Genomic DNA, 12,881 nt, shown 5'->3' with positions numbered 1-12,881 from the left:
GTTTTTTTATGCGCTAAAGAGATTCCTGCTAGTCTGAGTTGATTTTAGGGCGAGGGAATCATGGGGAATTGGACGCGGCGCGGCGTTCTCGTTGCGGGCTCGGCGATCGCCGGCGCCGTTGCAGGGCAGTATCTTCTGACGCCGGTGAGCGATCCTGGTCCGGCTTTCCCGCCAGAAGACGATGTTTCCTCAAGCGCCACCATCCTCAACGACGCGGGCGAGCTTTCACCGACCCCGGTCGCCCAGCATCTGACCTTTAACGAGCCGCCACAGGACGTGTTGATCGGCAAGCTCCGTGCCGCGCTTGCCGACGCCCGCAGCAACGGTCAATCGTTCGCCGCCAGCGCCGCGCGTCATTCCATGGGCGGCCATAGCCTGCCGCTGAACGGCACGGCCCTGACCCTCGATCAGGATTGGCTGGAGGCCGACACCTCGGCCAAGACCTATCGCGTCGCAGCCGGTGCCCGCTGGTCGACGATCATCCGCAAGCTCGATGCAATCGGCTTTTCGCCCGCCGTCATGCAGTCGAATAACGATTTCGGCGTCGCCAGCACCTTTTCCGTCAATGCGCATGGCTGGCCGGTACCCTTCAGCGGCTGCGGCAGCACTGTGCACTCGATGAAGATAATGACGGCTGACGGCAATCTGCTGACCTGCTCGCGCACTGAGAATACCGAGCTCTTCAATCACGCGATGGGTGGCTACGGCCTGTTCGGCGTCATTACCGAACTTGAGCTCGACATGGTGCCGAATACCCTGCTGGACCCGAGTTTCGAGCATCTGGCCGGCGAGGATATCGGCCGCCGCTTTGCCGAGGTCCTTGCGTCCGATCCCACGATCCAGATGGCCTATGGCCGCATGGATATCTCGCTCGACCGCTTCTTCGAAGATGCGCTGCTGATCACCTACCGCCCCTCCGCCGATCAGTCGAATATCCCGGCGGCGACCGGCTCCGGTCTCATCAGCCACGTCTCGCGCGAAATCTTCCGCCGCCAGCTCGGCTCCGACGGCGTCAAGCATATGCGCTGGTGGACGGAGGCGGTGCTGAACCCGCAGATCGCCGCCGCATCGACGCGCAACAGCCTGATGAACGAACCCGTCATCACCCTCGACGACCGCGATCCCACGCGCACCGATATCCTGCACGAATATTTCGTCTCGCCGTCGCGCTTTGCCGATTTTGTCACGGCTTGCCAGGAGGTTATCCCGGCCTCTTATCAGCAGCTGCTGAATATCACGCTACGTTATGTGAACACCGATAGCGACAGTGTCCTGGCCTATGCAACAGAGCCGCGCATTGCCGCGGTCATGCTGTTTTCGCAGGAGAAGACCGTGCGCGGCGAGGCCGATATGGCGCGGATGACGGAGGCGCTGATCGAGCGCGTCATTGCCATCGGCGGCAGCTATTATCTGCCGTACCGGCCGCATGCGCGCCTCGACCAGCTGCAGCGGGCCTATGTCCGGGCAGGTGATTTCGCTGCGGCAAAACGCAAGGCTGATCCCGGCCTGCTGTTCCGCAACCGCTTCTGGGATAATTATCTGGGCAAGATCTGAGGGGGAATGATGAGCAAGCTTCGACTGATTGCCGGGCTTTATACCGTGGCGCTGCTGTTTGCCGCGGCGCTGAATTACATTCCCGGCCTGACGGACGCCGAGGGCAGGGCCTTCGGCATCTTCGCGCTCGATATTTATGACGACAGCCTGCATCTGGCTTCGGCGCTCTGGGCTGCGATCGCTGCCTATCTCTCGGTGCGAGCCTCGCGCTTCTTCCTCTTCTATTTCGGCCTGCTCTATTTCACCGATGGCCTGCTCGGCCTGATCACCGGCTCCGGCTATCTTGATCTCGGCATCGTCAATTACGGCATCCAGGACCTGCCGTTCGGCTTCAAGATCCTCGCAAACCTGCCGCATCTCTTCCTTGGCGGCGCAGCGATCGCATCGAGCTACATCTTCCGCAGCGAGGCGCGCTGATGCGCCGGGCTTTCAAGATCCTCGCATTGTTCGTCGCCGCCGTCGTCGTGGTTGTGCTCCTCCTTCTGAGTCCTGCCGCCTATGTGGAGACCTTCTGCCATGCCGATCCGCAGGCAGATAGCTACAGCCCACTGATCCGCGATCCCGCCATGCGCCGCGAGGAGGCCAATACATTCCTGACCTATCCCGAGTGGCATATCGTCTATGCCTATGACGGTCTGGCCGAGGTCCTGAAGACGGGCGATGAATACCGCTTCGATTATCTCGCCAGCGTCAAGGATTTCTGGAAGGCCGATTGTGCACTGACGGCGATCGCCGACCGCCACGGCGGCGCCGACACGCAGACGCGCATGATGGTCGCGACGATCGGCGTCAGTTTCACCCTCGAAATGGGCCTGAAGGCTGCCTATGAAGAAACGCTGGGACGGCTGACCGCTTATTGGCGTGGCGATCAGAAGACGCCGCAGGATAGTGTCGCCCGCGACATGGCGATCGATTACGCCGCCTTTCTGCGCCAGACGCCCTGGTACAAATATCCCTTCCAGCCACAGATCGACAAGCTCTGGGCGGCATCCGTCGATGAGCCCCTGCGCGGTTGGGAACGCCGCCTGGCGCTCGGCGGTGAATGGAAGGCGAAGATCGCCTATGCCGGAATGATCGCCGATGCGGTGGCAGCCACCGGCGAGGCCAAGCTGACGATCTTCTCCGTTGTTTCCGGTATGCCGGCCGAGGCGCTGTCGGCAATGCCCGATGTCCGCGTCGTCTCCGAAAGTGCCAATGGCATCCTTATCGAAACACCTCGCTACGACCGCTTCACCCATATTCTCTCCGACATCGCCAAGGCGGGCGGAAATGTCCGGGAGATTGCCGGAAATGACCAGATCATGGTGTCGCTGACTGCACCGGCGAGCGATCAGGCGCCACCGCCCGGTGAGCTGATCGCCCGTTTCCCGCGCGCCGGCTTCGATAACGACCGGCTGCTGGTTCTGGTCAGGATCACCGATCTGGCGCAGCTGCTGCGCGATCGGCCGATTGCCGATCCCGGCATCGAGCATATATTCGACTTCTGAAAGGGAGTGCGGTGATGGCATGGACGCGGCGGATCGCAAAAACGGGTGTGACGGCTCTCGTCATCCTCTGCGCCGTCTTCATGCTGTTTGCCGGCATTTTCGCCGCAACCGGGGAGGCGCCTGCCGCCATGGTCTTCCGCCCGCCCGGCAGCCCGGCGAGCCTCCCTGATGGCGTCAAGCTGCTGCGCTGGGGATCGGTCTTTGCTGTGGTGCGCGGTGAAAGCCCCGATTACGTCCGCAAGCTCTATGCATCGGGAGCAATCCTCGTGCTGCCCTACCGCAAGAGCGGCTGCCTCGCCTATCGCCCGGCATAACGACAAAGAAAAAGCCGGCCGCGGGGAAGGCGTCCGGCTTTTTGAATTGCCCGAGCACGGAGGGGAATGCGCTCAGGGCAGGGGAACTGGCTTTAGAAAGTGATGCGCTTTTCGTTGTAAGCCTTCACCTCTTCGCTTTCACGGCGAAGAGCGGAAATCGTTGACGCCACGGACACGATGAACATTACGCTGATGAGGGCGGTCAGAACGGTCAAAATCGTGAACATGGGCAATCCTTTCCGAAGTTGCGTTCACGTTCCTCAGTACTGGCTTACGATTGCCGTGCGGGCAGCGGCGTAAGGGCCATATACCTTGGACGTATCAGGCTTCTGGTCATAGAGTGCGACAGTTGCAGTAAGCATTCCCGTAATCATTGCCATCCAGAAAACGTTAATGACGGTAATCTTATCGGGCATCTTCTTTTCCTTCTTGCGCGTATCGCATCTACGCTTCGGTGTTTAAATGCATCCGCCTGGAAATGGTTCCGTGGGATGTTGACGTGTCGTTTACTAAGCTTGGTCTGAAGCGACCTTGAATGCCTCGTTCATCTGGCGTTCAGATTCGAGGCCCGTTTTCACCGCAGCCGGCCGAGCTGGCGCATCAGTGCATAATGCTCGTTGACCTCCGGGCGCACCCAGCGTACCTCGTACTTCTCCTTGAGAAGCCCATAGGCCACTTCGCCGATAAGGGAGATGATGACGGCAAGGGCGATCAGGAGCATGAGCATCGAAGTGACTTCCGGGGAGAGCCGGATGCCGGAATGGCATCGGCTGCGTTGACGATTTTGATTATGCAGATCGCATCTGAAACGGCCTTGAACGACCCATTCATCAGCCGTTCACGCATCCGGCACCGGCATGCCAAATGACTTGCGGTAAAGGGGCATCCGTGACAAAAGGCAACGAACGAAACGGCCGGGTCCCATGACGCTTGCTTTTTATCCGGGGTCCTTCGACCCGATCACCAACGGACATATGGATGTGCTTGTTCAGGCGCTGAACGTCGCCGAAAAAGTCATCGTTGCGATCGGCATTCATCCGGGTAAGGCGCCGCTGTTTTCCTTCGAGGAGCGTGCCGATCTCATCCGCAAGTCGCTCGCCGAAATCCTGCCGCAGAAGGCTGCTGGCATCGAGGTCGTCTCCTTCGACAATCTCGTCGTCGATGCGGCGCGCGAGCATAAGGCCTCGCTGCTGATCCGCGGCCTGCGCGACGGCACCGATCTCGACTATGAAATGCAGATGGCCGGCATGAACCGGCAGATGGCGCCGGATATCCAGACCATCTTTCTGCCGGCCGGAACGGCATCGCGGCCCATAACCGCCACATTGGTCCGCCAAATCGCCGCCATGGGTGGAGATGTCAGCGCCTTCGTACCGGCCGCAGTTCTTAAAGCCCTTCAATCCAAGCGCAAATCTTGAGGCGGTCGTCCGCCGCACCGGAGCTACAATGAAACTCTTTTATGTCGCCTTTGCCGCCGTGCTTTATATTGCCTCTTTCGCCGGCGACGCCCTTGCTGCCGATACGCTGACCATCCAGCTGAAGGATGGTCCGGTCGTGATCCAGCTTGCGCCTGACGTTGCGCCCAAGCACGTCGCGCAGATCGAAGCGCTTGCCAAGAAGGGCGCCTATGACAACGTCGCCTTCCACCGCGTCATCGACGGCTTCATGGCCCAGACCGGCGACGTCCAGTACGGCAACATGTCGAAGGGCTTCGACCCGAGCCTCGCAGGCACCGGCGGTTCCGATCTTCCGAACATCCCCGCCGAGTTCTCCAAGACGCCTTTCGTGCGCGGCACGGTTGGCATGGCGCGCTCGCAGGATCCGGATTCGGCCAATTCGCAGTTTTTCATCATGTTCGCTGAAGGCTCCTTCCTGAACGGCCAGTACACGGTCGTCGGCAAGGTCGTTTCCGGCATGGAATTCGTCGACAAGATCAAGAAGGGCGAAGGCCAGAACGGCGAAGTCAGCAATCCCGACCGCATGGTCAAGGTAACTGTCGGCAAGTGACCGGCAGCCACATCATTCCACAAGAAGAACGAGGAGAATAACAATGGCCGAGATCAAGGATCCCGAAAACACCATCATCCTGGAAACCACCAAGGGCAAGGTCGTTATCGCGCTCCTGCCGCAGGTGGCACCTGAGCATGTTGCCCGCATCAAGGAACTCGCTCGCGAGAAGGCCTATGACGGCGTCGTCTTCCACCGCGTCATCAACGACTTCATGGCCCAGACCGGCGACGTCAAGTTCGGCAAGAAGGGCAGCGAGAGCTTCAACCCGGGCCGTGCAGGCATGGGCGGCTCCGAGAAGCCGGACCTGAAGGCAGAATTCTCCGCCACTCCGCATATTCGCGGCGTTTGCTCCATGGCCCGCTCGCAGAACCCGAACTCGGCCAACAGCCAGTTCTTCATCTGCCTTGCGGATTCTCCGTGGCTCAACAAGCAGTATTCCGTCTGGGGCCAGGTCATCGAAGGCATGGACAACGTCGACAAGATCAAGAAGGGCGAGCCGGTCGTAGACCCGGATTCGATAGTCTCGATGCGGGTTGCCGCCGACGTCTGATTGTGATTTCTGACGGAACCCGCCCTTGCGTGAGAACGTGGGGCGGGTTTCGCTTTGCCTGAAAGTACCCCGATGCGCGTAGACCTTTTCGATTTCGACCTGCCGGATGAGCGGATTGCCCTGAGGCCCGCCGAGCCGCGCGACAGCGCGCGCCTGCTGGTCGTCGATGCGTCCGCCGGCGAGGTGCTGAGCGACCATATTGTTCGCGATCTCCCGAATTTCCTGAAGCCCGGCGACGCGCTGGTTTTCAACGACACCAAGGTCATTCCCGCGCAGCTCGAGGGCATCCGCCATCGCGAAGGGGCGGGCGGCCAGCAGGTTTCGGCGACGCTGCACATGCGTGTCGGCGCCAACCGCTGGAAGGCCTTCGCAAAGCCCGGCAAGCGCATCAAGGAAGGCGATCGCATTGCCTTTGGCCATAGCGGCGAAAGCTGCTCTCTCGGCCAGCTCGATTGCACCGTCGTCGAGAAAGGCGATGCCGGCGAGGTAACACTCGCATTCGATCTCTCGGGTCCGGCGCTTGACGAAGCGATCGCTTCGGTCGGCCATATCCCGCTTCCACCCTATATCGCTGCCAAGCGCCCGGAAGACGAGCGCGACCGCGCCGACTACCAGACGATCTACGCCCGCGAGGAGGGCGCTGTCGCCGCACCAACGGCCGGCCTGCATTTCACGCCGGAGCTCTTTGCCGCTCTCGACAAGGCCGGCATCGAACGCCATTTCGTGACGCTGCATGTCGGTGCCGGAACCTTCCTGCCGGTGAAGGCCGATGATACCGACGATCACAAGATGCATCTCGAAAGCGGTTATGTGACCGAGGAGATTGCCGCCAAGCTCAACGCCGTCAGGGCGAGGGGCGGGCGCATCGTCTGCGTCGGAACCACGTCGCTGCGGTTGATCGAGAGTGCGGCGGCCGACAGCGGCGAAATCCTGCCCTGGGCCGGTGCCACCGGCATCTTCATCACGCCGGGCTACCGCTTCAAGGCGGTCGATATGCTGATGACCAATTTTCACCTGCCGCGTTCGACGCTGTTCATGCTTGTCTCCGCCTTTGCCGGTTTCGAGACCATGCACGCGGCCTACGAACACGCCATTTCGACAGGCTACCGCTTCTATTCCTACGGCGATTCGAGCCTTCTTTTCCGGAACGACAGATGACCGAGAACTTCCAGTTCACCCTCAAGAAGACCGATGGCGGCGCCCGCCTTGGTGAAATCTCCATGCCGCGCGGCACGATCCGCACGCCGGCCTTCATGCCCGTCGGTACCGTCGGCACCGTCAAGGCGATGTATCTCGACCAGGTGCGTGACACCGGCGCTGATATCATTCTCGGCAATACCTATCACCTGATGCTGCGCCCTGGCGCCGAGCGCGTCGCCCGCCTCGGCGGCCTGCACAAGCTGATCCGCTGGGAACACCCGATCCTGACGGATTCAGGCGGTTTCCAGGTCATGTCGCTTTCCGGTCTGCGCAAGCTCGACGAGCAGGGCGTGACCTTCAAGTCGCATGTCGACGGCAGCCTGCATCACATGTCGCCGGAGCGTTCGATTGAGATCCAGGGCCTGCTCGGCTCCGATATCCAGATGCAGCTCGACGAATGCGTGGCGCTTCCCGCCGAACCGCGCGAGATCGAGCGCGCCATGGAGCTCTCGCTGCGCTGGGCCGAGCGCTGCAAGGTGGCCTTCGGCAACCAGCCGGGCAAGGCGATGTTCGGCATCGTCCAGGGCGGTGACCAGCCGAACCTGCGTATCCGCTCAGCCGAAGCGCTGGCCCAGCTCGACCTCAAGGGATATGCCGTCGGTGGCCTCGCCGTCGGCGAGCCGCAGGACGTCATGCTGCGCATGCTCGACACGACGCTCCCCGTTCTGCCGACCGAAAAGCCGCGCTATCTGATGGGCGTCGGCACGCCGGATGACATGCTGAAGTCGGTCGCCCGCGGCATCGACATGTTCGACTGCGTGATGCCGACCCGCTCCGGCCGTCATGGTCTGGCCTTCACCCGCCGCGGCAAGGTCAATATCCGCAATGCCCGCCACGCCGAGGACATGCGCCCGCTCGACGACCAGTCGAACTGCCCGGCAACCCGCGATTACTCCCGCGCCTACCTGCACCACCTCGTCCGCGCCAACGAGGCGCTCGGCGGCATGCTGCTTTCCTGGCATAACCTGAACTACTATCAGGAACTGATGCAGGGCATCCGCAAGGCAATCGCCGAAGACCGCTTCGCCGATTTCATGGCCGAGACGATGGAAGAATGGGCGAGGGGCGATCTCGATCCGGTTTGAGATCAGATACCCTTGCTGTCGGTGTTCGGAACGATCTGGACACCATTGATCTTGTATTGCCCGTCAGGCTGGCGCGCCATCTGATAGATGGCCGTCCAGTCCTTGCCGTCGCGGCCAGAAATCAGCACTTCCTGATAGATCATCGCGCCGTCATCGACCGACTTGCTGCGGCCGAAGGCGTAATTGCCGGGATGATAGACCGGCTCATAGCTCTTCTTCACCATCGCGAAGAACACGTTCTTGTCCGGAAACAGCGCCTTGATGCCAGGTGCGGCATAGGAATAGGCCGTATCCGGATCATCCTTCAGGAAGGCACTGATCTGCCGTTCGATAACCTGCTGCGTCGTCTCCAGCGGGTCTTCCGCTCGCGCAGGCAGAGATGCGGTGATGAATGCGGCACACAGGACGAGAATTGCGGATAGAGCACGCATGCGGGAGCCTCCAGCCATATAGACAGGAGTGTAGGGCATCTGCGGGGATTTGAAAGTGGCGGGCTCAGCGCCCGCCATCGCGTTTAATGCCAGCGGCGGAAGAGGGCGCTCGCATTGACGCCGCCAAAGCCGAAGCCGTTGCTGATCGCATATTCCATCTCGACCTTGCGCGCCGTCTTGCCGACGATATCGAGGCCTTCTGCCACCGGATCGGCTTCCTCGAGATTGCGCGTCGGCGGGACGATCTGATCGCGCAGCGCCAGGATCGTGAAGATCGCCTCCAGCCCGCCTGCCGCACCCAGCAGATGGCCGGTCGCCGATTTCGTCGAGCTGATGGCGATCTCGCCATTGCGGCCGAAAACCGTCGCGATCGCCGCCATCTCGCCGCGGTCGCCGACCGGGGTGGAGGTCGCGTGAGCGTTGAGATGCTTGATCTCGGAGGGAGCGATCTTCGCCTGACGGATGGCGGCTTCCATCGCCCGGCGCGCGCCGTCGCCATCCTCTGGTCCGGCCGTCATGTGATAGGCGTCAGCCGCCGTGCCGTAGCCGACGAGTTCGGCAAGCGGCGTCGCGCCGCGCGCCAGCGCATGTTCGAGCGTCTCGATGACCAGAATGCCCGCACCTTCGCCCATGACGAAACCGTCGCGCTGGGTGTCGAACGGCCGCGAAGCGAGTTCCGGTGTCTCGTTGAACCCCGTCGACAGCGCTCGCGCCGCCGCAAAGCCGCCGAGGCTGACGCGATCGATACAGGCTTCCGCACCGCCGCAGATTGCCACATCGGCCTCGCCGGAGCGGATCAGCCGCGCTGCGTCGCCGATCGCTTGGACGCTGGCGGCACAGGCCGTGACAGGCGCACCGAGCGGCCCCTTGAAGCCGTATTTGATGCTGACCTGACCGGCTGCCAGATTGACCAGGAAGGAGGGGACGATGAAGGGCGACAGACGCCGCGGCCCACGCGTCTCGACCGTCCGCACGGCATCGGTGATGGCGGGAAAGCCGCCGACGCCGGAGGCGATGATCGTTGCCGTGCGCTCCCGCGAAGCGGTATCCTCCGGCATCCATCCAGCCTGGCGGACAGCCTCGTCGGCAGCTCCCATCGCGAAATGGATGAAGCGGTCCATCTTCTTCTGGTCTTTCGGCACGATATAGCGGTCGGGATCGAAGCCGCCTTCGGCATCCTCGGCAATGTCGGGTACGACACCGCCGACCTTGGCCGGCAGATCGCCGACGACATCCTCTCCCAGCACGCGCAGCCCCGAGCCGCCCGCAAGCAGGCGCTTCCAGGCAGTCTCGACGCCCGTTCCAAGCGGCGAGACGAGGCCCATGCCGGTAACGACGATCCGATCCATATTCTTGTCCTTTCTAGGCATCAAAGCCCAGATACCAGGCCTTCATCCGCGCGATGCGCTCATGCGCCGCCTCATCGGCCGCAGGGCCGGGCAGCAGGCAGGTATTCCGGGGGGTGAGTTCTTCGCCGTTCCTGGCATCGACCAGCTTGGCATCAAGCTTTTCGCCGGACGCATTGCCGAGAAGATAGGCGAGATCTTCCTGCGGCGCGTGGCGTCCGCCCCATGTCGAGAGCGCCATCAGCACCGGGAAGAAATCCTGTCCCTTTGCGGTCAGCACATATTCGTAGCGGGCAGGGCGCTCGCTATAGAGCCGCTTCTCGAAAATGCCTTCCTCGACCAGGTGGGCGAGGCGCCGCGTCAGGATATTGGGTGCGATCCCAAGGCTCTTCTGGAAATCGTCGAAGCGCGTCAGGCCCTGAAAGGCGTCGCGCAGGATCATGATGCTCCAGGAATCGCCGACGCTGTTCAGCGCGCGGGCGGCAGGGCATGGAAAGATGGCAAAGCTGGTCCGTTGCATGAAGCAAGTCACTATCGTAATTACTTGCTTTTAGCAAGTCACTCTTCAGCGTGCGTCGGAACTGAAGACCCGGGCGAGAATGACGCCCATCACCAGCATGCCCGCAGCAACGAAGATCGTATCTCCGGGCGTGCCGATATAGAGCGGCCCGATATTGGCGAAGAGCAGGAAGGCGATGAGGAAATTCAGCCAGCCCCAGATGACGTTGACCTCGGGCGAGCTCAGCTTGCTGCCGCTCATCCTCACGAAAGGCGTCCTGAAAGCGCGGCCGCTGACGCCGTTGACGAAATGCGGAATGCCGTTGGTCAGAAACGCGGCGGCGATGAAATGAACGATATAGGCAATCCAGGGCAAGGGAACCTCCAGCTGAAACAGGATACCTCATGAGATTGGCATCATCGGCGGGAAGGCAAGGGCAGGCGCTGCCCTCCAGCACAGTTCAGCCTCCCGAAATTTGCTCCCATTATCAGCAGATTAGCATATAATCGTTTATATCCTGGACGAAGGCCCGTACGAGGATTGACCTTCCGGCCCGATTGCAATTTCTATGCGCGCGAGGTGGAGTGACGGGTGGATAATGCGAGTTTTCTCTGACATCGGCGAACTGCGCGCGGCACTCGAGGCCCTGCGCCGGCAATCGCGAACCATCGGCCTTGTTCCGACCATGGGCTATCTGCATGCCGGCCATATGGAGCTGGTGGCGCGGGCGAGGGTGGAGAACGACATCGTCGTCGCCTCGATCTTCGTCAATCCGCTGCAGTTCAGTGCCAACGAAGACCTCAGCAAATATCCACGCGATCTCGACCGCGACACGGTCATGCTCCGCCAGGGCGGCGTCAACATCCTGTTCGCGCCCGGTGTCGCCGACATGTATCCGAAGCCGATGATGACGGTTGTCGATGTGCCCGAGATCGGCCGCGAACTCGAAGGCGCGGTGAGGCCCGGGCATTTCGCCGGCGTCGCCACCGTCGTCTGCAAGCTCTTCAATATCGTCCAGCCGCAGCGCGCCTATTTCGGCGAGAAGGACTATCAGCAGGTCGTTGTCATCAGGCGCATGGTCGATGATCTCGCGCTGCCGGTGCGCATCGTACCCGTGCCGACAGTGCGTGATCACGACGGCCTCGCGCTGTCGTCGCGCAATGTTTATCTGAGCGCCGGCGAGCGCAAGGCGGCGGTCATCGTGCCGCAGACGCTCGCCGAGGCTGAGCGGCTGGTCGCCGCCGGCTTGACCGATCCGGCCGAGCTCGAACATCTGCTGAAAGCATTCCTTGGCCGCGAGCCGCTCGCCAATCCCGAAGTCGTCGCCGTGCGCGACGCCGAGACGCTGAAGCCGGTCGAAGTCATCAGCAATCCCGTTGTCGTCGCGCTCTTCGTCAGGATCGGCACGACGCGGCTGCTGGATAACAGGGTTATCGGCGGGCAGGGCGTGGCAAGGATAGGAGCGGCGCGATGAGTGCATCCGGAACAAGTAAGCGCCTGACCCCATCCCGCATCACCGCGATGAAGGGCGGCACGCCGATCGTCTGCCTGACAGCCTATACGACGCCGATGGCGCGTCTCCTCGATGCCCATTGCGATCTTCTCCTCGTCGGGGATTCGCTCGGCATGGTGCTCTACGGCATGGAGACCACGACGGCCGTGACGCTCGACATGATGGTCGCCCATGGCAAGGCCGTGATGCGCGGCGTCGAGAAGGCCTGCGTCGTCGTCGACATGCCGTTCGGCACCTACCAGGAATCGAAGGAAGTGGCCTTCCGCAACGCCGTCCGCATCCTGCAGGAAACCGGCTGCGACGCCGTCAAGCTCGAGGGCGGCGAGGAGATGGTGGAGACGATCGCGTTCCTGACGGCTCGCGGCATTCCGGTCCTTGGCCATATCGGCCTGATGCCGCAGCTCGTCCATACCGCCGGCGGCTACCGCTCGGTCGGCCATACGGAACACGAGACGTCGAAGATCCGCCGCGATGCGCATGCGATCGGCGGTTCCGGCGCCTTTGCCGTCGTCGTCGAAGGCACGGTCGAGCCGCTGGCCCGCGAAATGACATCGGCCATCCATATCCCGACAATCGGCATCGGCGCATCCTCGGCCTGCGACGGCCAGATCCTCGTCTCCGACGACATGCTCGGTCTCTTCAACGATTTCACGCCACGCTTCGTCAAACGCTACGACGAACTCGGCAAACGCGCCGCGTCCGCTGCAGAGGGATATGCGAAGGACGTCCGGTCGCGAACGTTTCCGGCAGTGGAGCACACGTTCAAGCGCAGGACGTGACCGCAGCCAAATGAGGGAAGCGGGCGGCTTTATCAGACACTCGGAAACGCCTATGCAATGTGGCGGGAGAGTTGGAATGTCCGGCGGTTTGCAAGGTAGAAATGTCCGCGTGG

Annotated in this window: 17 protein-coding genes and 1 pseudogene; 11 read left to right on the top strand and 7 right to left on the bottom strand. The window is 61.9% G+C overall.

Annotated features, from left to right (window positions below; translation table 11 throughout):
* The first annotated feature begins 60 nt into the window (after positions 1-60).
* From ACODR6_RS31035 to ACODR6_RS31020, 4 genes are read left to right on the top strand one after another with little or no spacing between them, the layout of a single operon-like run.
* The gene (locus ACODR6_RS31035; protein ID WP_489026334.1) at positions 61-1,554 is read left to right on the top strand and encodes an FAD-binding oxidoreductase; all 1,494 of its coding nucleotides are present in this window, start codon (positions 61-63) and stop codon (positions 1,552-1,554) included.
* A 9-nt stretch (positions 1,555-1,563) separates the two neighbouring features.
* A complete protein-coding gene (locus ACODR6_RS31030) occupies positions 1,564-1,971 on the top strand; it encodes a hypothetical protein (RefSeq protein WP_112711953.1) in 408 nt (135 codons plus the stop codon).
* Positions 1,971-3,041: a hypothetical protein gene (locus ACODR6_RS31025; RefSeq protein WP_203428893.1), complete on the top strand. Its 1,071-nt coding sequence runs from the start codon at positions 1,971-1,973 to the stop codon at positions 3,039-3,041. The genes ACODR6_RS31030 and ACODR6_RS31025 overlap by 1 nt, the downstream gene beginning before the upstream one ends.
* Positions 3,042-3,055: 14 nt before the next feature.
* A complete protein-coding gene (locus ACODR6_RS31020) occupies positions 3,056-3,355 on the top strand; it encodes a hypothetical protein (protein WP_246777487.1) in 300 nt (99 codons plus the stop codon).
* A gap of 92 nt (positions 3,356-3,447) precedes the next feature.
* On the opposite strand, the gene ACODR6_RS31015 is transcribed toward ACODR6_RS31020, so the two are convergent.
* The 3 genes and pseudogenes from ACODR6_RS31015 to ACODR6_RS31005 form a co-directional block, all read right to left on the bottom strand.
* Positions 3,448-3,582: a hypothetical protein gene (locus ACODR6_RS31015; RefSeq protein ID WP_281438207.1), complete on the bottom strand. Its 135-nt coding sequence runs from the start codon at positions 3,580-3,582 to the stop codon at positions 3,448-3,450.
* A 33-nt stretch (positions 3,583-3,615) separates the two neighbouring features.
* The gene (locus tag ACODR6_RS31010; protein WP_165402599.1) at positions 3,616-3,771 is read right to left on the bottom strand and encodes a hypothetical protein; all 156 of its coding nucleotides are present in this window, start codon (positions 3,769-3,771) and stop codon (positions 3,616-3,618) included.
* A 139-nt stretch (positions 3,772-3,910) separates the two neighbouring features.
* A pseudogene (locus tag ACODR6_RS31005) lies at positions 3,911-4,186 on the bottom strand (hypothetical protein).
* A 92-nt stretch (positions 4,187-4,278) separates the two neighbouring features.
* On the opposite strand from ACODR6_RS31005, the gene coaD reads away from it, so the two are divergent.
* The 5 genes from coaD to tgt all read left to right on the top strand — a co-directional run bounded on the left by coaD (position 4,279) and on the right by tgt (position 8,200).
* On the top strand, positions 4,279-4,773 hold the full coding sequence (gene coaD, locus ACODR6_RS31000; protein ID WP_489026330.1) for a pantetheine-phosphate adenylyltransferase: 495 nt from the start codon (positions 4,279-4,281) through the stop codon (positions 4,771-4,773).
* A 28-nt stretch (positions 4,774-4,801) separates the two neighbouring features.
* Positions 4,802-5,362, top strand: a complete 561-nt coding sequence (locus ACODR6_RS30995) for a peptidylprolyl isomerase (RefSeq protein WP_489026328.1) — start codon at positions 4,802-4,804, stop codon at positions 5,360-5,362.
* Positions 5,363-5,405: 43 nt separating this feature from the next.
* Positions 5,406-5,915, top strand: a complete 510-nt coding sequence (locus ACODR6_RS30990; protein ID WP_199629284.1) for a peptidylprolyl isomerase — start codon at positions 5,406-5,408, stop codon at positions 5,913-5,915.
* Between the two features lie 72 nt (positions 5,916-5,987).
* Positions 5,988-7,073, top strand: coding sequence for a tRNA preQ1(34) S-adenosylmethionine ribosyltransferase-isomerase QueA (gene queA, locus ACODR6_RS30985; RefSeq protein WP_130278330.1), 1,086 nt, complete (start codon positions 5,988-5,990; stop codon positions 7,071-7,073).
* Complete coding sequence (gene tgt, locus ACODR6_RS30980) at positions 7,070-8,200, top strand: tRNA guanosine(34) transglycosylase Tgt (protein ID WP_489026325.1); 1,131 nt, start codon at positions 7,070-7,072, stop codon at positions 8,198-8,200. The genes queA and tgt overlap by 4 nt, the downstream gene beginning before the upstream one ends.
* A 2-nt stretch (positions 8,201-8,202) precedes the next feature.
* On the opposite strand, the gene ACODR6_RS30975 is transcribed toward tgt, so the two are convergent.
* The 4 genes from ACODR6_RS30975 to ACODR6_RS30960 all read right to left on the bottom strand — a co-directional run bounded on the left by ACODR6_RS30975 (position 8,203) and on the right by ACODR6_RS30960 (position 10,851).
* Positions 8,203-8,631 (bottom strand): DUF4864 domain-containing protein, encoded by a 429-nt coding sequence (locus ACODR6_RS30975; RefSeq protein ID WP_112711903.1) that lies wholly within the window; start codon positions 8,629-8,631, stop codon positions 8,203-8,205.
* 83 nt (positions 8,632-8,714) lie between these two features.
* The gene (fabF, locus tag ACODR6_RS30970; protein ID WP_489026323.1) at positions 8,715-9,980 is read right to left on the bottom strand and encodes a beta-ketoacyl-ACP synthase II; all 1,266 of its coding nucleotides are present in this window, start codon (positions 9,978-9,980) and stop codon (positions 8,715-8,717) included.
* 13 nt (positions 9,981-9,993) lie between these two features.
* Positions 9,994-10,497: a winged helix-turn-helix transcriptional regulator gene (locus ACODR6_RS30965; RefSeq protein ID WP_203428888.1), complete on the bottom strand. Its 504-nt coding sequence runs from the start codon at positions 10,495-10,497 to the stop codon at positions 9,994-9,996.
* 45 nt (positions 10,498-10,542) lie between these two features.
* Positions 10,543-10,851: a hypothetical protein gene (locus tag ACODR6_RS30960; RefSeq protein WP_449096993.1), complete on the bottom strand. Its 309-nt coding sequence runs from the start codon at positions 10,849-10,851 to the stop codon at positions 10,543-10,545.
* A gap of 223 nt (positions 10,852-11,074) precedes the next feature.
* On the opposite strand from ACODR6_RS30960, the gene panC reads away from it, so the two are divergent.
* Positions 11,075-11,950, top strand: coding sequence for a pantoate--beta-alanine ligase (panC, locus tag ACODR6_RS30955; RefSeq protein WP_489026321.1), 876 nt, complete (start codon positions 11,075-11,077; stop codon positions 11,948-11,950).
* Positions 11,947-12,768, top strand: coding sequence for a 3-methyl-2-oxobutanoate hydroxymethyltransferase (gene panB, locus ACODR6_RS30950; RefSeq protein ID WP_489026320.1), 822 nt, complete (start codon positions 11,947-11,949; stop codon positions 12,766-12,768). The genes panC and panB overlap by 4 nt, the downstream gene beginning before the upstream one ends.
* Positions 12,769-12,881: the final 113 nt, after the last annotated feature.

The sequence above is a fragment of the Rhizobium sp. FG96 genome (assembly GCF_057808655.1).
The sequence above is the reverse complement of the archived record's forward strand: the minus strand, read 5'-3'. Positions and strand labels throughout refer to the sequence as shown.